Annotated in this window: 18 protein-coding genes and 1 pseudogene; 2 read left to right on the forward strand and 17 right to left on the reverse strand. The window is 72.7% G+C overall.

Translation table 11 applies throughout. The annotated features are described in order from the left end of the window. On the reverse strand, positions 1-1,776 hold a 1,776-nt coding region (locus O3X23_RS40495; protein WP_331284011.1), incomplete at its 3' end, for an FtsX-like permease family protein. A gap of 148 nt (positions 1,777-1,924) precedes the next feature. Beyond that, positions 1,925-2,329 carry a globin gene (locus O3X23_RS40500; RefSeq protein WP_269279191.1) on the reverse strand — a complete coding sequence of 135 codons (405 nt, stop codon included), beginning with the start codon at positions 2,327-2,329 and terminating at the stop codon, positions 1,925-1,927. A 207-nt stretch (positions 2,330-2,536) separates the two neighbouring features. Between O3X23_RS40500 and O3X23_RS40505 the strand changes: the two genes are divergently transcribed. Further along, positions 2,537-3,667 (forward strand): methyltransferase domain-containing protein, encoded by a 1,131-nt coding sequence (locus O3X23_RS40505; RefSeq protein WP_269279194.1) that lies wholly within the window; start codon positions 2,537-2,539, stop codon positions 3,665-3,667. A gap of 25 nt (positions 3,668-3,692) precedes the next feature. Here the strand turns inward: O3X23_RS40505 and O3X23_RS40510 are convergent, their stop codons facing one another. From O3X23_RS40510 to O3X23_RS40575, 14 genes and pseudogenes are all read right to left on the reverse strand, one after another. Beyond that, on the reverse strand, positions 3,693-4,541 hold the full coding sequence (locus tag O3X23_RS40510; RefSeq protein WP_443048127.1) for an FHA domain-containing protein: 849 nt from the start codon (positions 4,539-4,541) through the stop codon (positions 3,693-3,695). A 114-nt stretch (positions 4,542-4,655) separates the two neighbouring features. After that, positions 4,656-5,999: a vWA domain-containing protein gene (locus O3X23_RS40515; protein WP_269279200.1), complete on the reverse strand. Its 1,344-nt coding sequence runs from the start codon at positions 5,997-5,999 to the stop codon at positions 4,656-4,658. A 58-nt stretch (positions 6,000-6,057) separates the two neighbouring features. Continuing rightward, positions 6,058-7,323: a PP2C family serine/threonine-protein phosphatase gene (locus O3X23_RS40520; RefSeq protein WP_443048131.1), complete on the reverse strand. Its 1,266-nt coding sequence runs from the start codon at positions 7,321-7,323 to the stop codon at positions 6,058-6,060. 13 nt (positions 7,324-7,336) lie between these two features. Then, positions 7,337-9,922, reverse strand: a complete 2,586-nt coding sequence (locus O3X23_RS40525) for a serine/threonine-protein kinase (RefSeq protein ID WP_269279233.1) — start codon at positions 9,920-9,922, stop codon at positions 7,337-7,339. A 136-nt stretch (positions 9,923-10,058) separates the two neighbouring features. Further along, positions 10,059-11,321 carry a hypothetical protein gene (locus O3X23_RS40530; RefSeq protein ID WP_269279236.1) on the reverse strand — a complete coding sequence of 421 codons (1,263 nt, stop codon included), beginning with the start codon at positions 11,319-11,321 and terminating at the stop codon, positions 10,059-10,061. 139 nt (positions 11,322-11,460) lie between these two features. Continuing rightward, positions 11,461-12,456 carry a glutamate ABC transporter substrate-binding protein gene (locus tag O3X23_RS40535; protein ID WP_269279239.1) on the reverse strand — a complete coding sequence of 332 codons (996 nt, stop codon included), beginning with the start codon at positions 12,454-12,456 and terminating at the stop codon, positions 11,461-11,463. 50 nt (positions 12,457-12,506) lie between these two features. Further along, positions 12,507-13,967 (reverse strand): hypothetical protein, encoded by a 1,461-nt coding sequence (locus O3X23_RS40540; RefSeq protein WP_443048128.1) that lies wholly within the window; start codon positions 13,965-13,967, stop codon positions 12,507-12,509. Positions 13,968-14,211: 244 nt separating this feature from the next. Then, a complete protein-coding gene (locus tag O3X23_RS40545; RefSeq protein ID WP_269279209.1) occupies positions 14,212-15,210 on the reverse strand; it encodes an N-acetylglucosamine kinase in 999 nt (332 codons plus the stop codon). Next, complete coding sequence (locus tag O3X23_RS40550) at positions 15,201-16,463, reverse strand: 6-phospho-beta-glucosidase (RefSeq protein WP_269279212.1); 1,263 nt, start codon at positions 16,461-16,463, stop codon at positions 15,201-15,203. Before O3X23_RS40550 ends, O3X23_RS40545 begins: the two co-directional genes overlap by 10 nt. Beyond that, positions 16,460-17,371 carry a carbohydrate ABC transporter permease gene (locus O3X23_RS40555; RefSeq protein WP_443048129.1) on the reverse strand — a complete coding sequence of 304 codons (912 nt, stop codon included), beginning with the start codon at positions 17,369-17,371 and terminating at the stop codon, positions 16,460-16,462. Before O3X23_RS40555 ends, O3X23_RS40550 begins: the two co-directional genes overlap by 4 nt. Continuing rightward, a complete protein-coding gene (locus O3X23_RS40560; protein ID WP_269279218.1) occupies positions 17,371-18,318 on the reverse strand; it encodes a carbohydrate ABC transporter permease in 948 nt (315 codons plus the stop codon). The genes O3X23_RS40555 and O3X23_RS40560 overlap by 1 nt, the downstream gene beginning before the upstream one ends. After that, positions 18,318-19,645: pseudogene (locus O3X23_RS40565) on the reverse strand (extracellular solute-binding protein). Before O3X23_RS40565 ends, O3X23_RS40560 begins: the two are co-directional and overlap by 1 nt. A gap of 145 nt (positions 19,646-19,790) precedes the next feature. Beyond that, a complete protein-coding gene (locus tag O3X23_RS40570) occupies positions 19,791-21,044 on the reverse strand; it encodes an ROK family transcriptional regulator (RefSeq protein ID WP_269279221.1) in 1,254 nt (417 codons plus the stop codon). 208 nt (positions 21,045-21,252) lie between these two features. Further along, positions 21,253-22,320 carry a mechanosensitive ion channel family protein gene (locus O3X23_RS40575; protein WP_269279224.1) on the reverse strand — a complete coding sequence of 356 codons (1,068 nt, stop codon included), beginning with the start codon at positions 22,318-22,320 and terminating at the stop codon, positions 21,253-21,255. Between the two features lie 233 nt (positions 22,321-22,553). Here O3X23_RS40575 and O3X23_RS40580 point away from each other — a divergent pair, with 233 nt between their 5' ends. Next, the gene (locus O3X23_RS40580; protein WP_269279227.1) at positions 22,554-23,090 is read left to right on the forward strand and encodes an HNH endonuclease; all 537 of its coding nucleotides are present in this window, start codon (positions 22,554-22,556) and stop codon (positions 23,088-23,090) included. Positions 23,091-23,195: 105 nt separating this feature from the next. On the opposite strand, the gene O3X23_RS40585 is transcribed toward O3X23_RS40580, so the two are convergent. Further along, positions 23,196-26,636 carry a beta-N-acetylglucosaminidase domain-containing protein gene (locus O3X23_RS40585; RefSeq protein ID WP_269279230.1) on the reverse strand — a complete coding sequence of 1,147 codons (3,441 nt, stop codon included), beginning with the start codon at positions 26,634-26,636 and terminating at the stop codon, positions 23,196-23,198. Between the last annotated feature and the right edge of the window lie 139 nt (positions 26,637-26,775).

Below are 26,775 nucleotides of genomic sequence, written 5' to 3' on the forward strand. Positions count from 1 at the left end.
GATGTGTTCGTACACCCCCGCCTGGCCGAACGGCGGGGTGGTGGAGCCGGTCACCCGCAGGTCCGCGCCCACCGTGAAGTCGGCCTGGTCGCGCTGGGACCGGTCCCAGCTGGCACCCTGTCCGATCGCGAACATCCCCATGGCGACGGCCAGTACGAGCAGCAGCACGGCGCCGGCGCCGCGCCGCGGCCGCCGGGAGAGCTGCCAGCCCGCGAGGGCGAGCGACAGCCCGCTGCCCCGCGCCGCCCTGCGCTCGCCGAGCCGGGCGGCCAGCGGCAGCAGCCGCAGGATCAGGACGGTGCCGGCCAGCAGGCACAGCGCGGGTGCGGCGACCAGGACCGGGTCCACCCCGAGGCTGCCGCCGGTGTCGGAGCTCAGCACCCCGCTGTCCTTGGCGCGGCGCGACAGCTGCCAGTAGGCGATCCCGGCGAGCAGCAGCAGTCCGAGGTCGGCACCGGCCTGTACGGCGGCGGGGAGCGCCCCGCGCCGGGCGCGGGCCGAGCGCTCCGCGACATAGCTCCCCGCGTTGCGCAGGGCGGGCACGATGACGGCGAACGCGCAGGCCAGCGCGGTTCCGGCGGCCACCCACCAGGCGGAGGCTCCGATCGCGCCGCCGAGGTCGGTACCGGACCTGGCCAGCGCGCCCTGCCCGGCCAGCAGCCGGATGACCGGCCCGGCGAGCAGCGGCGCGGCCAGTCCCGCGGGCACGGCCAGCAGCAGGGACTCCGTGGCGGCCAGCCGGGCGACCCGGCCGCGCGAGCCGCCGCGGGCCCGCAGCAGCGCGGTCTCGCCGGCCCGTTCCTCGGAGAGCAGCTGGGCGACGAGCAGCAGGGCGAAGCCGGCCAGGATCAGCAGTTGCAGGGCGCCGATCAGCAGGGTGGAACGGGTCACCAGCAGGGTCCGCTGCACTCCGGTGAGCAGGTCGGGCAGCTCGGAGGAGATCTGGACGCCGGCGTTCACCGGGTCCTTGGCGGTGGCTTCGATGCTCTGCCGCACGTCGTCCCGCACCCCGGGGATCCCGGCCACGTCCAGGTGCCGGAAGTCGGCGGTGCTCTGCCAGGACATCTCGGCGGGCGCGAGGCGGCCGGAGGCGAAGACACTGGGGTCGGCGAGCAGCGGCCCGTAGGTGGTGAAGGACACGGTCCTGATGCCGTGGCCGCCCATCGGGTCGAGCTGCCAGTACGGGTCGGTGCGGTCGGTCGGGCGGTAGGTGCCGGTGACCCGGATGTGCAGCAGCGGGGCGTCGAGCCGGCTTTTCAGGTCGAGCAGGGTGCCGGGCCGCACGCCCAGGGAGCGCGCCACGGGTTCGGGGACGGCCACCGGCACGATCCCGGTGCTCCGGTCGACCGCGGTCGGCCAGCCGCCCTGGACGAGCGTCACGCGCGCCCGGTCGAACGTGGCCAGCAGCGTCAGGTCCGGGTCGGCGCCCTTCCGGGCGCCGGACGCGCCGCCGCTCAGCGTGGCCGGCAGCGCGTACGGACCGGACCGGGTGCTGGACCGCACCTGGGCGGGCAGCCCGTCGTACGCGCTTCCCAGGTTCTTGCGGATCCCGGTGTCGGCGGTCCGCCAGGTGTCGGCCGTGACGGTCAGCTGGACGTCGACGGTGGTCCGCGCGGCCGACTGGTGCTCCAGCGTGCGGCGCAGACCGGCATCGCCGATGGCACTGGTGAACGCGGCGAGGGTGGCCAGCACGCTGGTGGTGAGGACCACGGTGAGCAGGGCGGCGGTCAGCAGCAATCGATGCGCACGGACACGCAGAAACACAAACCCCGTCACGCCGACCCCCCGTTCGCCCGCTGTTCGGATGATCTCAAACAGACAGGGCGTGAGGAAGTGCAAAGAATTGTCGCAATACGATCGTGACCCGTTGTCCGATGTTCGTTGTCCGGTCAGCGAACAAGGCCCGAGCGTGTCGGCGTTCCGCTCAGCCCGCGGTGTTCACCATCGACGCGGCGGCGTAGACCAGGTAGTCCCACAACTGCCGTTCGTGGTCAGGGGCGAGCGCCAGGTCGTCGACCGCGTCCCGCATGTGGCGCAGCCACGCGTCGTGCGCGGCCTGGTCCACCTGGAAGGGCGCGTGCCGCATCCGCAGCCGCGGGTGGCCGCGGTCGTCGCTGTACGTGCGCGGGCCGCCCCAGTACTGCATGAGGAAGAGCGTCAACCGCTCCTCGGCCGGGCCGAGGTCCTCCTCCGGGTACATCGCCCGCAGCTCGGGGTCGCCCGCGACACCCTCGTAGAAGCGGTGCACCAGACGCCGGAACGTCTGCTCGCCGCCGACGGCGTCGTAGAACGTCTGCTGCGGCGCCGTGTCCTGCGGGGTCTCGTTCACTCAGCTCCACCTCAAGATGTCGCACCGGCCCGGCGCCGGTCGACGTGGTCCGCGCACTGGCCCCGGGGTCGCCCCCGGAAGCGTGCGGCACTCCTCCATGGTCTCAGACGGCCCGGCGGAGGACCTGGGGCCCATGCGTGACAGCCCCAGCTGCCGCGGGCACCCCGGGGCGTCGCGGATCCGGCCGGGCCGTCGCACAGTGGAGCTATGGAGGACGCGGACCGGGAGGATCGCCACGCCGAGGCGGCGGACGCGCTGCGCCGGCTGCTGGTGGGGCGGATCGTCGCGGCGGGCGCGCTGCCCGACCCCGCGTGGCGGGCCGCCTTCGAGCGGGTGCCGCGCCATCTGTTCGTCCCCGAGTACTTCAGCCCGCGGCCTGGCGGGTACGAGCGGCTGGCCGGCGACGACCCCGATCCGCAGGAGCGCGCCCGCTGGCTCACGGGCGCCTACGAGGACGTCCCGCTGGTCACGCGCGTACAGGACGGGCGGCTGATCTCGTCCAGCAGCCAGCCGTCCCTGATGGCCTCGATGGCCGGGGCGCTGCGGGTGAGCGAGGGGCTGACGGTGCTGGAGATCGGCGCCGGCACCGGCTACAACGCGGCGCTGCTCGCCCACCGCCTCGGCGACGACGCCGTCACCACCGTCGACCTGGACCCGGTGATCACCGAGGCGGCCCGCGCGCACCTCGCGGCGGCGGGCGCCGCGCCGGCCGTCGTCACCGGCGACGGAGCCCTCGGCCACCGGGGGCGGGCCCCCTACGACCGGATCGTCGCGACCTGCGAGCTGCCGTCCGTGCCGGTCGGCTGGCTGCGCCAGTGCCGCCCCGGCGGCCTGATCCTCGCACCGTTCGCGAGCGGTCTGATCCTGCTGACCGTCACCGGCCCCGACCGTGCGGAGGGCCGCTTCCTGCGCACCGCGGCCTACTTCGTCCCGCTGCGCGGCACGGCCGCCGCCCACCGGCCGCCGGAGGAGGGCACCGAAGGCGCCCCGGGGGTGGTCCGCAGGTCCGGCACGCCGCCGAGGATCCTGGAGGACGGTCTCTTCCGCTTCCTGCTGACCCTCCAGGCGGGCCCGCTGGAGATCGGCTGGGACTCCGGCGACCGCGGCGTCGCCCTCACCGCGCCGGACGGCTCCAGCGCCCGCGCCGACCGGAACGGCACGGTCCTGGCGGCCGGCCCCCGCGACCTGTGGGCGATCGCGGAGGGCGCTTACGAGCTGTGGCAGCGCACGTCCCGGCCGGCGCGCGACCGTTACGGCCTCTCCGTCCGGGACGGCCGCCAGTGGACCTGGCTCGACGACCCGGACGGGCCCCACACGTGGGCCGTCCCGCCCGCCTGAGCTGCCGGAGGGGCGGGATCGGCGGTCAGCCGCGGGCGACGGTGATCGTCGTCCAGGCGCCCACGTGCACGCGGTCGCCGTCCTTGAGCGGTACCGGGAGGTAGGGCTGGATCGGGTCCGCCGCGCCGTTGACCGTGGTGCCGTTCGTCGAGTCCTGGTCGACGACGGACCAGCCGCCGTCCGGCTGCTGCACCAGAACGGCGTGCTTGTGCGAGACGCCCGGGTCCTCGGGGGCGCGCGACAGGTCGATGTCGGGAGCCTCGCCCGTGCTGTGCCGGCGGCGGCCGATGGTGATCTGGTTGCCGACCAGCGGCAGCCGCAGCTCGGGGGAGTACGACGGGAAGTACAGCCCGGTGGCGTCGGGGCCGCTGCGCGCCATCATCGCCGTGAAGTAGTCGCGGTCGGCGGCGACGGTGGCGATCCAGGTCGTCACCTCGGGCGCTGCCGGGGCCGCGACCGGCTCCGGCGCGGCGGCCCCGGACGTCCGGGACGACGACGCCGGGGCGGAGGGTGAGCTCGGCGGGGTGAGCAGGAAGTCGCCGGAGTCGCCCCCCTCGCCCGGGATGACCGCCTCGGGAGCCAGCGGCTCGGCCGGGCGGTTCATCTGCGACGGGCGCGAGCGCTGCGACTCGTACCGCTGGTAGGGCGGGAACCCAGGTGAGGGAGGGGACGGCGGCGGGACGAAGGTGGTGGCGGTGTGCGTCTGGAAGTTGTAGCGGCACTCCTCGCAGAACAGCGCCAGCCCCTCCCTGGGGGTGCCGCAGGTCGGGCACGGCTCCGCCGCCGCCGTCGCGTCCGGATCATAGCCGGAGGCCACCGGGCGGGCGGCTGCCCCGGAGCCGACGGAGGCGGACGGCACGGCGGGTGCGGACATGCGGTGGCCGCACACCTCGCACCAGTCGTCGGTTCCCGACTGGTGACCGTTCGGACAAGTCGACATCTGGCTGGCTCCCCCTCCGCCTGCGAGCGCGGTTGCTTCCGAGCGTGGTTACTTCTTGACGCGGACGGTTTTCGTCGAGCGCGTCTCCAAGGTCATCTCGTCGGCGTCCGCGACCCTCGCCTTGAGCCGTACGGTACCGCTCGGCGCGTCGACCACGTCGACCACCTTGGCCAGCAGCTTCGCGGTGTCGTCGTTGCCCGAGGCGCTCGCGAGCTGCACCGCGCGGCCCAGTTTCGCGGTCGCCCCGTCGATGTCCCCCGACTTGCGTGCTTCCAGGCCCTCTTGGATGACGGAGGCCAGCTCGGCCTGTCCGGTGTAGTGCGCGACCTGCGGGTTGATGCGGGTCGAGGCGGCCATGTCGTCCGTCCACACCGCCCGCACCAGCCCCTGCGAGAGGACCTGGGAGGTGCCGTCCGGCTGCGGCAGGACCAGCGAGAGACGGGCGGCCAGCATCTCCTGGCCGACACCTGCGTTCGGGACCTGGACGCACACGTGGTAGTCGCGGGACTCGTCGCCCCAGGAGCCGGTGGGGTAGTCGCCGGCCCGCGGGCCGGCCTCCGTGCGGCGCGCCGTCAGGTCCTCGACCGTCGGCGCCACCTGCTTCACGAACTTGATCTCGGAGCCCTGCGGGGTCCACAGCCGCAGCCCCACGTCCGCGACCTCCTTGCCCATCGCGGTCTCCATCATCGCCTGGAAGTCGGCCTTCAGCCCGGCCGGATCGGCGACGATGTCGACGGAGCCGAGCATCGCGGAGGCGATGCCCGTCAGCTCCTTGACCTCCCAGTCCGTCCCCACCCCGCGCGCGTCACACGTGAAGCGCCCGGCGCAGGCCTCCAGGGTGGCCCGCAGGTCCTCCGGCTTCTCGTGCTCGTTGCGGCCGTCGGTCAGCAGGATGCCGTGCCGGATCGGCACGTCGGCGGTGGCCAGCAACCGGTCCGCGAGCCGCAGCCAGGTGCCGATCGCGGTGCCGCCGCCCGCGGTGAGCTTGCGCAGCGCCTGCTTGGCCTGGCCGCGGGTCTGCTCCCCCGCGACCGCGAGACCGCCGTTGGCGGGGTAGACCTCGCGAGCCTGATGGGTGCCGCCGACCACGGCGAAGGCCACCCCGTCGCGGATCGTGTCGATCGCGGCGGCGGTCGCGTCACGGGCGTTGCGCATCTTCGTGGGCGGGTAGTCCATCGAACCGGAGCAGTCCACCATGATCACCACTGCTCCGCCCGGGGCGCCGTCGACGCCGTAGCCGGGAGCCGCCAGCGGGTGACCGCCGGAGGTGCCGCCGCCGGTCGACGTCACCGTGACGATGGCGTTGACCTCGCGGCCGCCCTCGGGCAGGTACTCGTTCTGATAGATGTCGACCGAAAACTGCGGCACGTTCGACTTGGAGAAATTGGCCATCGTTTGAGCTCCTCGCGCTCCTCAGTCCACAAAGACATCCCCCGACGAGGGACCGGTTCTACGCAGGTTCGGATCCTGCCCGCCCCACCGTGGCCGGGAACGGAAGTACGGCGACTGTTACGTTGTCGTGGCCCCCGCCGTCGAGTGCCACCCCCCCCAGCGTCTGCGCGCAGTGCAGCGGCCGGGCGCGGGCGTCGGCCGGTACCACCGCGGCCAGTTCGGCCGCGGACTCGGCGTAGTTCCACAGCCCGTCGGTGCACACGACCACTACACCCGTTCCCTCCGGCTGGAAGGAAGCGGTGTGCGGGTCGATTTCGACCGCGTCCGCGCCGAGCCAGCCGGTGATCGCGTGGGCGCGTTCGTCCGCGTACGCCTCGGCCTCCGACATCAGCCCGGCGGACACCATCCGGGCCGCCCAGGAGTCGTCCTCGGTGAGGCGGGCGGACGGGGTGTTCCGGTCGTCGGGCACCCAGTACGCGCGGCTGTCGCCGATCCAGCCGACGGTGAAGACCGGGCCGGCCGCCACGGCGCTGACGCAGGTGCAGGCCGGGGCGTTGTGGTGCGGGCCCTGCCGGCCGTCGTCCTCGTCGGCCAGCACCGCCACCGCGTGGGCCGCCGCCAGCAGGGCTTCGTGCATGGCCTGTTCGGGCGCGATGCCGTGCTCCAGCGCGTCCAGCAGCTTCTCGCTGCCCACCGCGGCGGCCGCCGCCGAGGCGTCGTCCGGGCGGTACGCGGACGAGACGCCGTCGCACACCACGGCGATGATGGCCGGGGTGCCGTCCGGCAGCGACGTCGCCGCCACCGCGAACGCGTCCTCGTTGCGGTGGTGCCGCAGGCCGCGGTCGCTGACCGCGGCCACGCCTTCGAGCTCGCGCTCCTGGTGGTCACGCAGCCGCGGCTGCGCGTGCCCGCAGTGTTCGCAGTACCCGTCGGCGTCGACCCCGCCGACCCCGCACGCCACACAGGTGCGCCCCTGCGGCGGCGGCCCCGCGAGCAACTCCTCGCGGGGATCGGTCACCTCCGCCGCGGGCTGCGGCGCGGCCGGCGCGCCCTCGCCCGCCGCGGCGCGGCCCGGCGCGGTCTGCGCGGGCACGGCGGCGGGGCTCCGCGGCGGGGCGAGCGCGAAGGGATCGGTGTACTCGCCGTTCCCCGGCGCTGCGGAGCCGTTGCCGGAAGGCCCGGTTCCGGGCAGGCCGGCGCCCGCGGCGGGGAACGGCACGGTCACGTCCGTGCCGCACACGCCGCAGAACTTGTCGCCCTCCTCCAGCGGTTCCGCGCAGCTGGGGCAGCTGATCGACTGAGCTGACTGGGCCGACTCCGGCAGTCCTGGCATTCGGTTACACCCACGTCCGGGGGCGGAAACGGTTGGCCCGCTCCACCAGTTCGATCCTTGTGCGGTCTTTCTGGGCCAGCCGGGCCAACACCCGGTAGGAGCGCTCCAGACCGAAGCGCAGTCCCCGTTCGTCCAAGGCGCTGCCCAGCAGCGCCGGACGGGCGCCGACGGCGGAGGGGGAGCCCTGCCCGCCCGCCAGCACCCAGTCGAGCGCGCTGCCGAGCACCTCGGTGGACAACTGCTCGCGCCGGTCGGCGTCGAGGCCCTGCTGCTGCAACTGCTCGACCTGCCGGCCGGCGGCCATCAGGTCGTCCAGCAGCGGTTCGTGCGGGGACCGGTCGCGCAGCCGGGCCTTGATCGCCGCGACCCGCGCCGCCGTGAAGTGGATCGACGCCTCGGGCACCGATTCCAGGACCTGTACGGCGCCGGGCCGGTCGCCCGCCGCCAGCCGCACCCGGGCGAGGCCGAAGGCGGCGCTGACGTAGCTGTGGTCGGTGGTCCACACCAGGCGGTAGTACTCGGTCGCGTTGTCCAGCTGGCCCAGCACCTCGGCGCAGATGCCCAGTGCGAGCTTGGGCGCGGACTCGCCGGGGAATGCGTCGTAGACCGCGTCGAAGGAGAGCGCGGCCGTCTCGTGGTCGCCGGTGCTCAGGGCGGTGAGGCCGCGGTGCCAGACGACCCTCCAGTCCTCCAGGTCGTCGTCGGCCAGCCCCTGCAGGACGGACAGCGCGGCGGCGCCGTCGCCCAGTTCGAGCCGGGCCCGCAGATCGCGCAGCCGCCGCTCGACCGACTCGACGGGCGAGGAGTGCAGTGCGGCGATCAGTTCGGTGGGCGCCGCCGACGACAGGCCCGCCAGGAAGCCGGCGTTGGGGTCGGACGGGTCCACATGCGGCACCGGCAGCGCCAGCACGGCGGCGGGCGCGTCCAGCCGGCCGACCGACGGGAAGCCGGCTCCGGAGACCCCCGCCGCACCGGGCCCGGCGGCCGGGGTGACAGGTACCCCGACGACGGTCGCGCTGTACGGGACGGGGGCGCCGGGGGAGAGCGCGGGCGCGCCCGGTCCGCCCGCCAGGACCGGCTGCTGGACGCCGGCCTGCTGGACGCCGGACTGCGGCGGGATGAACACGGGCGGCGTCCCGTTCGCCCCGTTGACGGCACCCGCCTTGCGGCGGCGGTCGGCGCCGAGCCGGGACGCGTCGCCGGGCAGCGGATGCACCAACTCCGTGTCCACCACCCGGATCTCCGGGCCGAACAGCGTGGACAGCGCGGGCCGCGGCTTGCCGGTCTCGAGCGCGACGACCTCGCGCAGCACGCCCAGCAGCTGGTCCGACATCTCCTCCGCGGACGCGAAGCGCTTGTCCGGGTCCGGGTCGGTGGCGCGCACCAGCAGCCGGTAGAAGGACTCGTAGCGGGAGAAGACGTCGATGTTGTCGGGGTCGGGCAGGCTGTCGGCAAAGACGTTGGTGTAGCCCTGGAAGTCGAAGGTCAGCACGGCCAGCGTGCGCGCCACGGTGTACAGGTCGGAGGCGACGGACGGGCCCAGTTCGGCGACCTCGGGGGCCTGGTAGCCGACCGTTCCGTAGATCGCGCTGTCGTTGTCGTCCATCCGGCGGACCGCGCCCATGTCGATCAGTTCGAGGCGGTCCTCCTGCTGGATGGCGTTGTCCACCTTGAAGTCGCAGTACAGCAGGTTGCGGCTGTGCAGGTAGCCGAGCGCGTCCAGCGCCTCGATGGCGTACGCGATGGCCGTCGCCACCGGCAGCGGCGCCCGCTTGCCGTCGGGACCGCGCCGGTCGTTGGCGATCTCCTTCAGCGACTTGCCGCCGACGTAGGCCATCACGATGTAGCCGTCGAGCGTGCCCGAACGCTGGTCCAGGTGCTCGACGAAGTTGTAGATACGGACGATGTTCGGGTGCTCGATCTCGGCGAGGAACCGCCGCTCGGAGACGGCCGCGGCCAGCGCGTCCTCGTCCCCGGTGTCCAGCAGGCCCTTGAGCACCACCCAGCGGTCGGAGACCGCGCGGTCCACCGCCAGGTAGATCCAGCCCAGCCCGCCGTGCGCCAGGCAGCCCACGACCTCGTACTGCCCGCGCACCACGTCGCCCGCCCGCAGCTTCGGTGAGAAGGAGTACGGGTGCCCGCACTTGGTGCAGAAACCCTCCGTGCGGCCGGGCTTGTCACCGCGGCTGCGCCCCACCGGAGCCCCGCAGTCGCCCTTGCTGCAGTACCGCTTGCGCTCGGGGACCTGCGGGTTCTCCAGGACGGCCGCGGCCGGGTCCGGGCGCGGAATGGGCGGCACGGAGACCAGCCCGGCGCCGAGCTTGCCGCGGGTCGAACCGCTGCCGGCGCTCCGCGAGCTGCGCACCGACACCGAACGGCCGGTGGTCGAACCGCTCAGCGCGCGCGACAGCCGGCCCGACACCGAGCGGCGCGATGACCGCGAGGAGGACTTCGACGAACGCGACGAGTGCGCCGACCCGCGTCCCGAGTCGGCGCCGCCCCCGGCGGCCGACCGCGCCGAGCCGCTCGCCGGCGCCACGGCCACGGGAGCCAGCCCGCAGGTGTCGCAGTACAGCTCGCCGCCACCCATGTCCTCCAGAGCCCCGCCGCAGCCGGGCCGTTGGCATGTGCTCACGGTGTCCCCCCTCGTTCACTCGTGCGGCCGTCCGACGGCCGTCCAGCCCTCTTCGGTGATTCCGTCGTCCGATGGTCCCGCTGGTCCCGCATCAGTACTCCCGCCTGTCCGCAGGCTGCGAAGGCCGCGGAGTCAGCGTCTCGGCCACCGCCTGCTGGTAGCGCAGCACCGTCGACTCCGCGGCCCGCAGATCGCACGGCGCGCTCCACAGCATGCGGCGGGCCTGGTCGTACCGCTCGATCAGCAGCGGATCCTCCGCCATCCCGTGGCGCGCCACCTTCGCGCGGTAGGCGTCCAGCCGGCCGCGCAGCTCGGCGCGGACCGCGAGCGGCGCCGTCACCGCCGTCAGGGACTCCCGGGCCCGCAGCAACTCCTCCTCGGCGTGCTGCTCCAGGCCGTCCAGCAGCGGCGACAACCGGTGCCACTGGCCGGTCCTGCGGTAGTCGTCGGCCGCCGCGAGCCGCTCGTGCAGCGCCGACGAGGGACCGCTGACGGCCGGGACCTCCGACGCCGCGATCTTCGCCAGCACCTCGACGCGCGCGCTGCGCGCCTCGGTGAGCGTCCGGTCCGCCCGGGACAGCACGTCCCGCAGGTGCAGCAGCCGCTGGTCGGCGTCGTCGCGCACGTGCAGCACGGCGTCGACCTCGCGGCGCAGCTCCTCCAGCCGGCGCCCGGCCTGCTCGTAGCGGGCGGTGTCCGCCCGTCCCGGCTTCGGCTCCGGCAGCCAGAACGCCAGCGGGTCGGAGACCACCTGCGCGCGCAGCTCCGCCAGGTCCGCGATGAGCCGCTCCAGCTCGTCCCCGGAAGGATGGGCGCCGGGGCGCACCCCCACCGAGTGCGCCAGCGAGCGGACCCGCTGCACGTCCGCGGCGAGCAGGTCGATACGGGCGGGCAGCGCGGACCAGACGGCGTCGGCGGCGGCGACCATCGTCATGGCCTGCTCGTACCAGCCGTTCATCCGGTCCAGCAACTGCTCCAGGCTGAACCGCTCGGTGAGCACGGCCGGGCCGGTCAGGCTGCGCGCGGCGTCCGGGACCGCCGCGCCGGACACCGAGACACCGGAGCCCCGCAGCAGTTCGGTGAGCGCGTTGAGATCGGTCTGGGTGGGCCAGCGGCGGCGGCCGCGCACCTCGCGCGCGGTGTTCAGGGCCGCGGTGTACGCCTCGAAGTGCGACCACAGCAGCGTGATCGCCGAGTCCGTCCGCGCCCAGCGCTCCTTCGTGACGCCGGTCAGCTCGGCACCTTCGAGCAGCCGGCGGCCGGAGTGGTCCTGGAGCGCGAGCAGTGAGGACTCGATCGCCTCGTGGTCAGCGCCGAGCCGTGCCAGGGCACGGTCGACCTCCTCCCGGCCCATCACCGGCCCGGATGGTCCATCCCCCGACCTCCGGCCGGGAGGTGCCCCCTCCGCCATCGAACCTTCTTTCCCGTAACCGGCACGTCGTGTGCGGAGCTCAGTCCTGCTGAGCCGGCCCCCGTGGGCCGGCCCCGGTGGCTCAGTTCCTGTAGAGCGGCGCGGGCGGGCCCGTCACGTCCGGCAGCTTGGCGGCCAGCCAGTGACGGTACGCCTGCATCCACGGGCTGTTGACGCCGCCGCTGCGGTAATCCTCCAGCACCTTGTTGACGCGGGCCACCAGATCGGTGTCCTCCAGGTTCATCGCCACCCCGTACGGCTCCGCGGTGACCTTCTGGCCGATGAGGTGCACCGACGGGTCCTGGGCAGCCTGCCCGGCCGCCAGCGCGTTGTCGGTGAACACCGCGTCCACCAGGTTCAACTGCAGCCGCACGAGGCAGTCCAGCTGGTTCGGCACGAGGACGACCCTGGCGCCGTGCGACTCCTCCTTGAGCTTGGCCTCGCCCGTGGAGCCCTTCGCGGTGCAGACCGTCCGGCCGTTCAACGAGTTGTCGAACCCGGTGACGGAGGTGCCCTGCAACGGGACGAGGAGCTGCTGGCCCGCCTCGAAGTACGCGGTGGAGAACGCCACGTCCTTCAGCCGCGAGCAGTTGATGGTCATGGTGCGCACCACCATGTCCACCTTCCCCGCCTTGATCATCGGGATGCGCTGATCCGTCGGCACCGTCAGGTACTGGACCTTCTCCGGGTCCCCGAGGATGTCCTTCGCTATGGCCCGCACCAGGTCGATGTCGAAGCCGGTGATCTGGCCGGTGGCCGGATCACGGAAGCCCCACAGGTAGCTGTTCTGGTCCACCCCGACGACGAGCTTGCCGTGCTCCTTGATCCGCCGGACCGCGGCACCGTCCACCGTCGACGGCCGCTGCCCACTGGCCTCCGGATGCTCGCAGGTGTCCTCCGTGGAGGCGTACTGGGCACTCAGGAAGCCTTCGGGGAGCGCCGGCCGCCCGTCGTCCGCCGTGCCGGTACCGCGCAGCGGGACCGCCACCGCGGTGACCACCAGCGCGCAGGCCGCCGCCATCCCCGCCACTCCGCCCCACCCGCGCCAGCTGCGGCGCGTCCGCCGCGTCCGCGGCATGTCCTCGCCCATGGTCCGCTTCCCTCCACCGGCCTGGCCGGTCAGGCCGGTCACCGGTACTCCGACAGCCGGCGTCCGATGCCGAGCGCGGCGCCGACCGCCGCCAGCACGGCCAGCAGAGCGGCACCCGCCGGAAGCCCGGTCAGCGCCCCACGGCCGTCGTTCGCGGCCTGTACGAATTCCTGCTGCTCATGGTCGACGGCCTTGCGCAGGCTGGCGTCCACCACGTCGAAGCACTGGCCGGTGGTCGCGGTGACCACCTCGCCCTGCTGGTTCTTGCCGCCGATCACCTGGGCGACCGCGTCCGCGTAGTTGCCGCCGTTGTCACTGGCGCGAGCGGCGGTGTGCCGGCCCCGCCAGGCCTGCACACCCTTGATCGCGTCATTGACCGGGGCGCGGCCCGCCTCGTCGTCCGCGAGGGCCAGCGCCTGCGCCATCTCGCCGCCGACACCCTTGGGGTCCTTGCCCGCCAGCGTCGACATGCCGCCCTGGAAATTGGTCTCGTACGACGCGCCAGAACCACGGGCCACCAGCGTCAGGTTCTCGTCGCCGCGCGCCTGCAGGACGCCGATCCGGGCGCTGTTGAGCACCTGCAGGGACTTCGCCCCGTGGTTGTACGAGTCGTCGAGCTGCGAGGCCGCGACCGTGTGGCCCACCACCGCCCACAGCAGAACGACCACGGAGGCCGCGCTCGCCGCCAGCATTCCCTGGTTGAAGACCCGGTTGGTACGGCGGTACGAGCGGCGCTGCGCCCACAGCAGGGCGCCGAGGGTCACCACACCGAGCGCCCAGGCCGGCCACGGCAGTTCCTTCGCGGCGCCGTAGTCCTCACCCAGGCGCGCCGTCTCCGCCTTGTACAGCTTGTCGGCGGTGTCCAGCAGGCCGCCGTCCTGACGCATCAGCTCGTTGGCGTACCGCAGGTGGGCGCCGCCCACCGGGAAGCCCTGCCGGTTGTTGACACCGGCCCGCGCCACTTCCTCCGTGTACCCCTTGAGCTGCTGGTTGAGCAGCGAGATCTGCTCCAGGGTCTTCGCGGACCCCTGGGCGTTGCCCGCCGCTTCCGCGATCAGCTTCGACGCCGTCCGCAGATCCGCGTCGTACCGGTCCGTGACGGACTTCGGCTGCTGACCGCCGATGAGGAAACCGCCGGAGGCGGTGGTGTCCGCGTCCGCCAACGACCGGTAGATCTCCGCGGCCTTGGCGCTCAGCGGGGCGCTGTGGTTGACGACGTCGCTCGCCGCCGACGCGCGGTCGGTGATCTGCCACGCCGTCACCGCGCCGAAAGCCACCACCAGCACGGCCAGCACCGCGCCGATGATCCGCAGCCGGCCCGGCTCGGTGGTCGCGGCCGCGCGCAGCCGGTCCGAGCCCTCGCTCCACGCCCGCCGCCGCGGCGGCGGGGGAGGCGGCACGGCTGGCGGCCTCACGGGCGGCTCGGGAACACGCGGCGCGGGCGGGGCACCGTAGCCCTGCGCGGCCGGGTTCCCGCTCCCCGTCGGCGTATGTGTCACTGGTCCTCCCCCGGAACAACTCCCCTGCGCACGGCAGCCGAGCTCATCGCCAGCAGTATGGCTGTAGGCGGTGTCATCCACCTAGGGATTGCGTGGATCTTGCGCGAACTGCCCGCTATGCGGCCCTGCCGTACGAACTTCACCCGTATCCCATCACGCCCGGGATCCCTGTTCGGTTCCGGGGGCGCCCGCCAAAAGCCGGACGGGCCCGTGGAACGGGCCCGTCCGGCGTGCGGTGACGCTGCTACGCGTAGTGCGCGCGCAGCCTGGTGTGCACGTCGAACTCCGCGCCGACGTGGTCCAGGCCGAGGAGCGCCGCGCCCAGCACCGGGGCCGCGCTCACCACCCGCGTCACGGCCTTCGGCGCGCGGGCCGCGAGGCGGTCCGCGATGGCGGCCATCAGGGTCGGGTTCCCGGCGGCCATGACACCACCGCCGAGCACCACGTCGACCTCCTCGTCCAGCAGTCCGAGCCGCGCCAGGGCCACGGCCGCCAGGGCGACGATCTCGTCGGCCTGCCGGCTCACGATCTCCCGGGCCACCGGATCGCCCGCGTCCGCGGTACGGAACAGCACCGGCGTCAGCTCGTACTTGCGCGACGGCGGTATGTGCTCCAGGTGCAGCGCCTCGATCAGCGCGTACATCGACGTGAGGCCGAAGTGCGCGGGCAGCGCGGCGGCCAGTTCGGTGGGACCGCCCCGGCCGTCCTCGGCCCGGGCGGCGTGGAACAGGGCCTCCTCCGCCAGACCCGATCCCCCTCCCCAGTCACCGGATATCTTGCCGATCGCCGGGAACCGGGCGGTCCTGCCGTCCGGCAGCATCCCGACGCAGTTGATGCCCGCGCCGCACACCACGGCGACGCCCCGCGGCTCGTCGACGCCCGCGCGCAGGATCGCGAACGTGTCGTTGGCGACCCGGGTGCTCAGGCTCCAGCCCCGGGCGTGCACGGCCAGTTCCAGTTGCTGCTCCTCCACCGGCAGGTCGGCGTTGGCCAGGCAGGCCGAGGTGTGCTCGGTCAGCGGCCGATCGCCGAAGTCCAGGCCGGCGGCGGCCGCGGCGGCGGCGACGATCGCCGCCAGCGCCGAGACCGCCGCGTCGATACCGACGACAGGCGGCTGGAAGCCGCCGCCGCGGGCGGTGCCGAGCACCGTCCCGTCGGCGGCCACGATCGCCACGTCGGTCTTGCTGTTGCCCGCGTCGATGGCGAGGACGCCACCCGGCACGAGCGGTTCGTTCAGGCCCACGCCAGGTGCTCCCGGTTGTGCGCGATGAGACTGTCGGTGAGCGCTTCGGCGTACTCGTACTGGCCGATGAGCGGGTGCGACAGCAGTGCCTTGAACACCCGGTCCCGGCCGCCGTGGATCGCCGCCTCCAGGGCCAGGTCCTCGTAGGCGGTGACGTTGGCGATCAGACCCGCGTACAGCGGCTCCAGCGGGGCGACGGGCAGCGGCGTGGTGCCCTTGCCGTCCACCGTCGCCGGGACCTCGATCACCGCGTCGTCCGGGAGGAACGGCAGGGTCCCGTTGTTGTACGTGTTGACGACCTGGATGTCGCCGGTGTTCCGCAGCAGGGAGGAGGCCAGGGCCACCGCCGCCTCGGAGTAGAAGGCGCCGCCGCGCTTCGAGAGCAGCTCGGGCTTCTCGTCCAGCGCCGGGTCGCCGTACATCGCCAGCAGCTGCTTCTCCATCTCGGCGACCTCGGCGGCCCGCGACGGCTTGGTGCCCAGCTCGCGGACGACCTCGTCGTGCGCGTAGAAGTACCTCAGGTAGTACGAGGGGACGACACCGAGCCGGTCCAGGATCACCCGCGGCAGGCGGAGGTCCGCGGCGATGGCGTCGCCGTGCTCCGCGAGGAGCTTGGGCAGCAGGTTCTCGCCGCCGGGCCCGCCGAGGCGCACCCCGCGCTCCCAGGTGAGGTGGTTGAGGCCGACGTGGTCCAGGTGGACCTGGTCGGGAGCCACGTCCAGGAACGCGGCGAACTTCCGCTGGAAGCCGATCGCCACGTTGCACAGGCCGACGGCCTTGTGGCCGGCCTGCAGCAGGGCGCGGGTCACGATGCCGACGGGGTTGGTGAAGTCGATGATCCACGCGTCGGGCGCCGCCCTGCGCACCCGCTCGGCGATGTCCAGCACCACCGGGACGGTGCGCAGCGCCTTGGCGAGGCCGCCGGCCCCGGTGGTCTCCTGGCCGACGCAGCCGCACTCCAGCGGCCAGGTCTCGTCCTGGTTGCGCGCGGCCTGTCCGCCGATGCGCAGCTGGAGCAGTACCGCGTCGGCGCCGGCGACGCCGGCCTCCAGGTTCGCGGTGGTGGTGATCTTTCCGGGATGTCCCTGCTTGGCGAAGATCCGCCGGGCGAGCCCGCCGACGAGTTCGAGGCGCTCGGCGGCCGGATCGACCAGCACCAGCTCCTCGATCGGCAGCGTGTCGCGCAACCGCGCGAACCCGTCGATGAGTTCGGGGGTGTAGGTCGACCCACCGCCGACAACTGCCAGTTTCATCCCTTGACTCCAGTCAGGGTTACGCCTTCGATGAAGGCCTTTTGGGCGAAGAAGAAGACCACGATCACGGGCGCCATCACCAGAACGGTGGCTGCCATCGTGAGATTCCAGTTGGTGTGGTGGGCGCCCTTGAACGATTCCAGGCCGTAGCTGAGGGTCCAGGCGGCCGAGTTGGAGCTGGCGTAGATCTGCGGGCCGAAGTAGTCGTTCCAGCAGTAGAAGAACTGGAACAGGGCCACGGCGGCGATGGCCGGCTTGATCATCGGCACGATCACCGTGAGGAGCGTGCGCAGCTCGCCGCAGCCGTCGACCTTGGCGGCCTCCGTGTACTCCTTCGGGATCGTCAGCAGGAACTGGCGCAGCAGGAAGATGGTGAACGCGTCACCGAACGCCATCGGGATGATGAGCGGGTACAGGGTCCCGTCCATGCCCAGCTGCCGGGTCCAGAAGAGGTACATCGGGATGATGATGACCTGCGGCGGCAGCATCATCGTCGAGATGACCAGCACCATCATCAGGTTGCGGCCGCGGAAGCGGAACTTCGCGAGCGCGTAGGCGACGGGCAGGCTGGAGACGACGGTCAGCACCGTGCCGGAGACCGCGTACACCAGGGTGTTGCGCCACCAGGTCAGGAAGCCCGGGGTGTCCCAGACCTGCCGGAAGTTGCTCCACTGCCAGTCGTGCGGCCACAGGTCGCGGCTGAGCGCCTGGTTGTCGCTCATCACGGCCGTCAGGAAGACGAAGACGAACGGCAGGACGAAGAAGAGCGCGGCGGCGAGGCCGAGCGAGTGCACCGCGATCCAGTGCAGCGCGTCCTTGCGCTTCGCGGTCCGCCTGGCGCCCGCCGCCGAGGGGTGCGGGGCCGGCGCCTGGGCGGGCGGGGCGAGAGTTGCGTGGGTCATGGTCATCAGTCCTCCGCCGACAGGAAGCCGTTGCGGCGTCGCATGAGCAGCGCCGTGAACGCCATCGCCAGGACGAAGAGCACCAGCGCGATCACGCAGGCGGCGCCGTAGTCGAAGCGCTGGAAGCCCAGGTTGTAGACGAGCTGGGGCAGGGTCAGGGTCGACTTGTCCGGGTAACCGGGCTCGAGCTGCTGGCCCGAGTTGCCGATGATGCCGGACGCGATCTTCCCCGCGACCAGTGGCTGTGTGTAGTACTGCATGGTCTGGATGACGCCGGTGACCACCGCGAACATGATGATCGGCGAGATGTTGGGCAACGTGACGAAGCGGAACCGCGCCCACGCGCCCGCGCCGTCCAGCTCGGCCGCCTCGTACTGGTCCTTCGGTACGTCCAGCAGCGCGGCCATGAAGATGACCATGAGGTCACCGATGCCCCACACGGCCAGGATGGTCAGCGCCGGCTTGGACCACGCCGGATCGGTGAACCAGCCCGGCGTCGGGATGCCCACCGAGTCCAGGATGTGGTTGACCGGTCCGGTGCCCGGGTTGAGCAGGAAGACGAACGCCATGGTGGCGGCGACCGGCGGGGCCAGGTACGGCAGGTAGAACGCCGTACGGAAGAAGCCCGCGCCGGTCTTGATCTTGGTGATCAGCAGACCGATGCCGAGTCCGAAGACCACCCGCAGCGTCACCATGACGACGACCAGCCACAGGGTGTTCCGCAGCGACGGCCAGAACAGGGGGTAGTCGTTGAAGACGTACGACCAGTTCTTGAATCCCGCGAACGTCGGGGGGTTGAACCCGTCGTACTGCATGAAGGAGAAGTAGACGGTCGACAGCAGCGGGTAGACGAAGAAGACCGTGAAGCCGATCAGCCACGGCGAGACGAAGCCGAGGGTGCGGAGGGCGGATTTCCTGCGCTTCGCCTTGAGCAGGGGATGGATGGTAGTCATCACTTGGCCTGCGCGATGTCCTTGTCGACCTGAGCGTCGACACCCTGCAGACCGGCCTGGACATCCGTCTTCTTGCCGGACTCGAAGGCGTATCCGAAGTCCTGCAGCGTCACCTGGTAGGCGCCGCCGTTGATGCTGGCCGGGGTGGTGTTGCTGTACTGGTTCTGGGCGATGTCGAGGAAGACCTTCGGGACACCGGTCAGCTCGGGGGACTTCTGCGCCTCGAACGTCGACGGCACGTTGTGGATGGCGTTGGCGAACGACACGACGGCCTGGGTGTCGGTGGTCATGAACTTGACCAGCTCCCACGAGGCGTTCTTCTTCGAGCTGGTGTTGGCGACGCCGACGATGGTGCCGGAGAGGTAGCCGCGGCCGTAGGTGTCGGCCTGGTCGTCCGGGACCGGGAACGGCGCCACGGCGAGGTCGGCGGTCGCGTTGGCTTCCTTGGCCATGCCCAGCCGCCACTCGCCGTCGATGCCCATCGCGACCTGGCCGGTGTGCAGCGGGTTCTTGGCGCCGAACTCGTCACCGAAGGTGTTGCGGTACTTCTCCAGCTTGTCGAAGCCGCCGAGGGACGTCACCATGTCCCGCTGCCAGGTGAGCATCTCCGCGAAGCCCTTGTCCTTGGCGAGCTGGGCCTTGCCACTGGCGTCGAAGTACTTGGCGCCCCACTGGGCGGCGAAGTGGCCGGGGGTGGACTCGTAGCCGTGGTAGTTGGGCATGAAGCCCAGCTGGGAGTACGAGGCGCCGTTGGACTTCGTCAGCTTGATCGCGTCGGCCTTGAACTCCGACATGGTCTTCGGCGGGCCGGCGATGCCGGCGTCCTTGAAGGCCTTCTGGTTGTAGTAGAGGCCGTAGACGTCGCCGAGCAGCGGCAGGGTGCAGCGCTTGCCCTGGAACTGGGTGTACTCGAGCATCGGCTTGGGGAAGACCTTCGCCGGGTCGATGTTGTCCTTCTTCAGGAACGGTGCCAGGTCGGCGAACGCGCCCGAGGAGCAGAACTTGCCGACGTTGTCGGTGGTGAAGGACGACACGACGTCGGGGGCGGTGGCGCCGCCGGCCCGCACTGCCTGGTTGATCTTGTCGTCGGTGATGTTGGCCTGCACCTTGACGTGGATGTTCGGGTGCGCCTTCTCGAAGCGGGCGACGTTGTCGTTGATCGCCTTGAGCTCGTTGGGAGCGGTCCACCCGTGCCAGAAGGTGATGGTGACGTCCTTGGTGGCGTCATCGTTCGCCTGCGTGGTGCTCGGGCTGGTACAGGCGCTCGCGAACAGGGTTATCGGGCCGTGGCCGCGACGGCGGCGGCCACCTTCTTGGTACGGGACACTGCGCTTCCTCCGGGGGATGAGAGGGGGTGGTGTGAGGCGGGAGAAGGGTGTGCGGATCCAACGGGCCGGCCGTCGGGGCCGGTCCGGAACGGGGTGACGCTCGGGTGTGTGGTGCGTCGTGTGGGGTCGGCGGGGGAGCGGGGGTCAGCGCGAGGTGTCGAACACCTCGTCGCGTGTGGTGGCGAGGGCGCTCTGCAGCGCCCCGCACAGGACGGCGTGTTCCTGCACCGCGCCGATCACCAAGCGGGGCCTGGGCACGGCGAGTTCGGCCAGTTCGGCCTGGATGAGGGCGCGGAGCGGCTCCCCGCCGGCGACGATCACGCTGCCGGTGAGGACGATGAGTTCGGGGTCGAGGACGGCGACCATCGAGGCGAGGCCGATGGCGAGGCCGGTGGCGATCCGCGCCAGCAGTTCGGCGTGCGCCCCGGCGTTCGGATCGGCGTGCGCCTCGGCGTCCGGGGTGCCGTCGCGTTCCGCCGTCTCCGCGGTGTGGGCGGCTGCGGCGAGCACGGTGGCGGCCTGGTCCTGGAGGGGGCCGCCGCCGGGAATCGTGAGGCCGAGCTCCCGGGCGACGCGCAGCACCGCGTTGCAGCCGGCCAGTTCCTGGAATCCGCCGTTGTTGGCCTTGGCCACGTGCCGGACCAGGGGCGTGCCCGGCACCGGCAGGAAGCCGACCTCGCCGGCGCCGCCGGTCCAGCCGCGGTGCAGCCGGCCGCCGATGACGATGGCGGCGCCGATGCCCTCCTCGTTCCACAGCAGGACGAAGTCCTCGTGGTCCCGGGCGGCGCCGACGCGCTGCTCGGCCACGGCGGCGAGGTTCACGTCGTTGTCGTACTCCAGCGGTACGGCGAGGGCGGCGGCCAGTTCGTCGAGCACGGTGGTGGAGTGCCAGCCCGGGAGGTGGCTGGCGTAGCGCAGCCGGCCGGTGCTCGGGTCGAAGGCGCCGGGGGTGCCGATCACGACGCGGTGCAGGTCGGAGCGGTTGAGCCCGGCGGCCTTGGCGGCCTCGTCCACCGCCTGGACGACCTGCTCGACGGTGCCCTGCGCCCGGCGCCCGGGGGTCGGCAGTTCGAACTCGCCGACGGTGCGGCCGGTGATGTCCGCGACGGCGGCCCTGATCCGTATCGGCGTCACGTCCAGCCCGGCGACGTACGCCGCGGCCGGGTTCACCGAGTACAGCTGGGCGTTGGGTCCGGGGCGGCCGGCCGTGGTGCCGGTGGCCAGTACCAGTCCGGCCGCTTCGAGCCGGGCCAGGAGCTGGGACGCGGTGGGCTTGGAGAGGCCGGTGAGCTTGCCGATCCGGGTGCGGGACAGCGGCCCGTGCTCCAGAAGGAGGTCGAGCGCCGCGCGGTCGTTCATGGCGCGCAGTACGCGCGGGGTTCCAGGAGTGCCAGCCATGCGCGCCATCCTCCCTCAGTTCACTGTTAGGAAACTTTCCTATTGGTGAAACGAAAGGTAGGCCCGCTGTCGGCGGAGCGTCAAGGGGGTCCACGCACAGGTCGGCCAAAGCGTTACCTCCATGAAAGCGGCCCCCGGCGCACTGCGCCAGGGGCCGGAGGCCGTATCTGTCAAGACCGCCCAGGGCCGACACCCAAGGGAGACCTGGCTACTTGGCGGCGTCGGCGCCCTGCGGAGGCACCGGACGGGTCGCCAGCGCCTGCGGTGAATCCGGGTTGGCGAGCGCCGAGGGAGCCGCCACCGCCACCATCGGATCGGGGGGCACACCCGAGTCGTCCACGGCCGCGGTCGGCGTGCCACCGACGATCATGATGCCCGCCTCGTCGAAGGCCCGCTTGATCCGCCAGCGCAGCTCCCGCGCGACCGCCGCGGCCTTGCCCGGCATCGTCTTGGCCTGCGCCTGGATCACCACCGAGTCCGCGGTCACCGACTCCAGGCCCAGCACCTGCACCGGCTCCCACAGCGCCTCGTCCCACGGGGAGGTCTTCGCCATGTCCTCGGCGGCGGCCTCGATCACCGCGCGCGCCCGGTCCAGATCCTGCGCGTAACCGACCTGCACGTCCACCACGGCCGTCGCCCAGCCCTGGCTCAGGTTGCCGATCCGCTTGACCTCACCGTTGCGGACGTACCAGATCTCACCGTTGTCGCCGCGCAGCTTCGTCACCCGCAGCCCGACCTCGATCACCGTGCCGCTGGCCACGCCCGCGTCGATGACGTCACCCACGCCGTACTGGTCCTCCAGGATCATGAAGACCCCGGACAGGAAGTCCGTCACCAGGTTCCGGGCGCCGAAACCGATCGCGACACCCGCGACCCCGGCGCTCGCCAGCAGCGGCGCCAGGTTGATCTGCAGCACCGACAGCACGGTCAGCGCCGCGGTGCCCAGGATCGTGAACGAGGCGATGCTGCGCAGCACGGACCCGATCGCCTCGCTGCGCTGCTTGCGCCGCTCCGCGTTGACGACCAGCAGCCCGCCCAGGGTGGTGCCCTGCGCGACCTCCACGCCCCGGTTCATCCGGTCGATCAGCTTGCTGATCGTCCGCCGGACCAGGGCGCGCAGCACCAGCGCGATGGTGATGATCAGCAGAATTCTCAGGCCCGCGCCGAGCCAGTCCGCCCAGTTGGCCTCCACCCAGCCCGCGGCCTCGGTCGCGGATTTCTGGGCGTCGTCGAAGCTGGTCGCGGGAGCGCTCGGGGACGGTGCGGGGGTGGGCACGGTGGAAAACCTCCGTTGTGGGACAGACCCTCCACACTAACGGGCTAAGGGATATGCCTCGTTGCGCTGTTCGAGGGCCAACAGCCCGAAAGGTGGGGAAGTAAAGGAGTGTGGTCGAAAACACCCTGAGTCCGTTACCTGGTCATGGTGGCGCCGCCACCCGGCTTCCGGAGAGACTGAGGGCAGATCGTCCCGGCGCGAGCCACGCGCCGCCGGCGTATAAGGAGGCATCCGTGCCGCATGTCCTGGTCCTCAACGCGTCGTACGAGCCGCTCGGCGTCGTACCGCTCCGCCGTGCGCTTGTCCTCGTGCTGAACAAGAAGGCCGTGTGCCTCGAGGAAACCGGCGCCTATCTGCACAGCGAGTCCTGCGCTCTTCCGGCGCCCAGTGTCGTCAAACTCACCAAATTCGTGCGAGTCCCCTTTCGAGGCACCGTCCCGCTGACCCGTAGGGCACTGTTCGCCCGCGACGGCGGCAAGTGCGCGTACTGCGGATCCGCCGCAACCAGCGTCGACCACGTCATCCCGCGCAGCCGCGGCGGTCAGCACGCCTGGGAGAACGTCGTCGCCGCGTGCAGACGCTGCAACCACGTCAAAGCGGACCGCCATGTCGCGGAGCTGGGGTGGCGGCTGCGCCATACGCCCGCTCCACCGGCGGGCCTGGCCTGGCGGATCATCGGGACAGGACACAGAGACCCGCGCTGGCTGCCGTACCTGCAACCATTCGGCGCGGACGACGCACTGGCCCGGATCGACGGCATTTCTGCCTGACATCCGGGCTTTCGTGTCTGCGGAGGCGGTACGGGTGTGGTTGTCGGTGCCGGCCGGGCCGGGGCCCGGCCGGCACCTCGCTGCGCCGCGCTGTGTGTCCTCGCGTCACGGCAGGACCGCGTACGCCTCCACCCCGAACAGGCTGTAGCTGTACTTCGTCGCGCGCTGCACACCGTGGATCCGCAGGAACCGGGCGCCCGCCCAAGGGGCGGCCGCGTCGTCCAGACGGACCGACTCGGTGCCGCCCTTGCCGTCGCGCACGGTCGCCGCGGTGTGCCACGTCACCCCGTCGGCCGACGTCTGCACCTCGTAGCGGGCGGCGTACGCGTCCTGCCAGTGCAGCACCACGCGGCCGACCCGGGCCGGCGCCGTCAGCTCCACCTGCACCCAGGCGTCGTCCTCCACCGGCGACGACCAGCGCGTCCCCGGATCGCCGTCCGCGATCGCCGAGGCCGGGAAGTCCGGGGTCTCGTCGCCGGAGGACGTCGCCCGCGCGCCCCTGACCAGATCCGGGCCGCCGGTCCGCGGCCGGGCCCGTACGGTGATCCACTGTTCGGCCGAACAGCCGGCCACCGTGAAACGCACCGGGATGGAGTACGCGCCCGGCGCGGAGCCGGCCGGCACCGACACGCGCACCGGCACGACCGGGGCCGCGCCGCGCCGCACCACGACGGTACCGGGCGCCTCGGCTCGGACGCCGCCCTTCGGCACCGCCGCCTCCAGCGTGCCGCGCGCGTCCTGCGGCCGTCCTGAACGCAGCTCCGCCCGGACGGTGACCGGGCCGCCGCCGATCTCCGCGTCGGCCTCGGCGCTGTCGAGCGTGATCCGGGGCGGCTCGGTGAACCACGGCACGATCTCGTGGACGGCGGCGGTCCCGGATCCGGGACCGGTCGGGGTGAGACGTATGGCGTCGGCCGTCACCCCGTGGGCCGGCAGTTCCGTCCACCCGTCCGCGAGGGCGCCCACGCGCTGCCAGCCCTTGCCGGGGACCCGTACCTCCACGGCGGCCGGGGCGCCGGTCGCCGGGGCCGTGCCGCCCGGCTCCGTCAGCACGGTCACCGCTTCCAGCGGGCGGGCGGCGCCGAACTCGACGGTCAGCGGCCCGTCCGGCCCGCCCGGCTGGTACGAGGTCGTCACGTCGTGGTCCGTCACGGCACGGGCGGCCGGGTCGCCGCCGGCCACCTGCGCCGCCGTTCCGTCCACCGGTACGTCGAAGGCCCGCACCGCGACCGAGCTGGGCTGCGCGCCCGTGGCCCGCAGGCGGACGAAGCGCGCGCGGGCGCCCGCCGGGAGCCGCACCGCCACCGTCCGCCGGTCGTGGAAGGTGCCGGCCGACTGCCAGCCGGCGTCGTCGCCCGCCGAGTACTCCAGCACCGCGTCGTGCAGATAGTCCACGGAATCGGCGGCGCTGCCCATCGCGATCCGCACCTCGCCGACCGGCCGGACCAGGCCGAGGTCCACCCCGAAGGCGTCGCCCTCCTGCGGCGGCAGGTCGCTCGACCAGGCCGTGCCGTCCTTGCCGTCGATCATCAGGGACGGATCGGTGGCCCGCGCCGAACCCTGCGTGACGGTGGCCTTCCGCCGGTCGGCGTGCACGCCCGTCCACGAGTCCGCCGTCGTCGTCGCCGTCGTCAGGAACGCGTCCAGGACGTCGCCGCCGCCCACCTTCGCCGTACCCGCGCCGAGCCCCGTGCGGGCCCGCTGCACCGCCAGCCGTCCCTGCCAGCCGGCCGCCCCGTCGCCGCGGGCCTGCGCCAGCAGCATGTCCACGGCCCGCTCGCCCGCCGTGCCGTACAGCGCCAACCGGTCCAGCCACGGCCGCACTTCGCCGCCGAGGGAGCCGTCCGCGAGTCCCGCGAGCCGGCCCGGCGCCCACCGCATCGTGGTGAACGCGGCCCGCAGCCGGCGGGCCGCTTCCGGCAGGCCCTTGCGGTCCGCGGACTCGTACGCCGTCCAGAACTCCGTCAGCAGCGGCCGCAGATACGCCGACTCCGTACCGCCGAGCGCCGACGACGCGTCATGGCCCGCGAGCGCGCGCAGCGCCTCGCGGGCCCCCTGGTCCGGGCCGGCGAGATCGTCCATCGCCGCCTGCCAGGACGCCTGCGCGTCGTACCCGCGCGCGTTCCACGCGTAGTCCGCCGCGGTGAACAGCGCGATCCGCGACGCCGCCGGCTGCTGCATCGCCGCCGCGACCACCCCGGCCGACGCGCTCGCCACGGCCGGCTCCCGGCCGGTGTACGGGCCGAGGAAGAGCCGGGTGGGCGCGTAGTCGTTGACCGGGTAGTTGTCCACGGTCAGGAGCGGGTGCTTGAACGCCGCCTCGGTGGAGGCCAGTTGGCCACCGGTGATCCGCTCGGGGAGCACGCCGACGCCGGTCCACGCCACCGCGATGCCGGGACGCAGCGCGGTCGCCAGGGCGGTGCGGTACTTGGTGGGACCGTCCTGGTAGTACTCGGTGGGCATGAGGGAGAGTTCGGCCGCGCTCGCGCCCGGACGGCCGGCCAGGTGGTCGGCGAGCGCGTTCGTCACCCGCGCCTGCGCGCGGGCTGCCGCCTCCGGGCCCCTGCCGAACTCCTTCGCGTCCGCGCCGCAGTGCCACTCCGTGTAGCTCACGTCCTGGAACTGCAGCTGGAACGCGCGGAAGCCCAGCGCCCACATCGCGTCGACCTTGCGGGTCAGCGCCGTGAGGTCGGCCGCCGACGAGAAGCAGAATCCCTGGCCGGGGGCTACGGCCCAGGCGAGCGTCACGTGGTTCGCGGCCGCCCGGTCGGCGAGCGCCCGGAACTCCGCCCGCTGCGCGGCCGGGTACGGCTCCCGCCACTTGGCGGCCTGCCGGTACGGGTCGTCGCCCGGCGCGTACAGCAGCCGGTTCTGCTTGGTGCGGCCCATGAAGTCCAGCTGCGACAGGCGCTGGGCCTGGGTCCAGGGGACCCCGTAGAAACTCTCGGCGGTACCGCGGACCTTGGCGGTCGGCCAGTCCCGGATCACCGCCGCGGTGAACGCGGTGCCGTTCGGGCTGCCCAGCAGCCGGCGCAGGGTCTGCGCGGCATGGAACAGACCGTCGTCGCCGACGCCCGCGAGGGCGACGGTGTCGCCGTCGACGGCGAGCCGGTAGCCACCGGCCGGCAGGTCCGCCCGCGGCTGCGCCTTGAGCCGGCTCAGCTGCGCCTCGGCGGCGGGGCCGTCGGCGTAGACGGTCAGGCCGGTGCCGGTGGTGTCTCCGGTGTCGCTGGTGCTCTCGTGGATGGTGCGGGCGCCCGCCGCGCGGAGGACGTCGCGGATGACGCCGAGCGCGTACGGGTCGGCTTCCGGTGCGGCGACGAGGGTGACGGCGGGGGTCACGCGGGCGGCTCCGCCGCCGGTGGTGCGGAGGGACTGGGGGCGCGGCCAGACGGTGGGCGGTGTCTGAGGTTTCTGAGCCTGTTGCTGTTGCTGCGGCGGCACGGGTTCGGCGCCGGCAGTGGGCACGTTCCCCAGCACGCCCCCGACTCCGCCGACGACAGCGGCGAGGAAAGCCACGGCTGATCTGCTGCGCAGGGATTGCACGGATCCTCCTCGCGGCACGCGGTGATGAGCGCTGAGCCCATCACTCTGTTGGCGGTCATGTCAACGAGAGGCCGCCTCCGGCGCGGGGGTGCCTTCCGGGCGCCGGGCCCCGCGGGGCGGAGGCGTCCGCGCGCCCACC

The sequence above is a fragment of the Streptomyces sp. H39-S7 genome (assembly GCF_027158205.1).
Taxonomy (GTDB): domain Bacteria; phylum Actinomycetota; class Actinomycetes; order Streptomycetales; family Streptomycetaceae; genus Actinacidiphila.

Excerpts from the sequence above, each read along its gene's own strand:
- O3X23_RS40505 (WP_269279194.1), top strand. The coding sequence starts at position 2,537 with ATGGAGGACGCGGACCGGGAGGATCGCCACGCCGAGGCGGCGGACGCG.
- O3X23_RS40510 (WP_443048127.1), bottom strand. The coding sequence starts at position 4,541 with ATGTCCGCACCCGCCGTGCCGTCCGCCTCCGTCGGCTCCGGGGCAGCC.
- O3X23_RS40515 (WP_269279200.1), bottom strand. The coding sequence starts at position 5,999 with ATGGCCAATTTCTCCAAGTCGAACGTGCCGCAGTTTTCGGTCGACATC.
- O3X23_RS40525 (WP_269279233.1), bottom strand. The coding sequence starts at position 9,922 with ATGGGTGGCGGCGAGCTGTACTGCGACACCTGCGGGCTGGCTCCCGTG.
- O3X23_RS40530 (WP_269279236.1), bottom strand. The coding sequence starts at position 11,321 with ATGGGCCGGGAGGAGGTCGACCGTGCCCTGGCACGGCTCGGCGCTGAC.
- O3X23_RS40535 (WP_269279239.1), bottom strand. The coding sequence starts at position 12,456 with ATGCCGCGGACGCGGCGGACGCGCCGCAGCTGGCGCGGGTGGGGCGGA.
- O3X23_RS40550 (WP_269279212.1), bottom strand. The coding sequence starts at position 16,463 with ATGAAACTGGCAGTTGTCGGCGGTGGGTCGACCTACACCCCCGAACTC.
- O3X23_RS40555 (WP_443048129.1), bottom strand. The coding sequence starts at position 17,371 with ATGACCATGACCCACGCAACTCTCGCCCCGCCCGCCCAGGCGCCGGCC.
- O3X23_RS40560 (WP_269279218.1), bottom strand. The coding sequence starts at position 18,318 with ATGACTACCATCCATCCCCTGCTCAAGGCGAAGCGCAGGAAATCCGCC.
- O3X23_RS40570 (WP_269279221.1), bottom strand. The coding sequence starts at position 21,044 with ATGGCTGGCACTCCTGGAACCCCGCGCGTACTGCGCGCCATGAACGAC.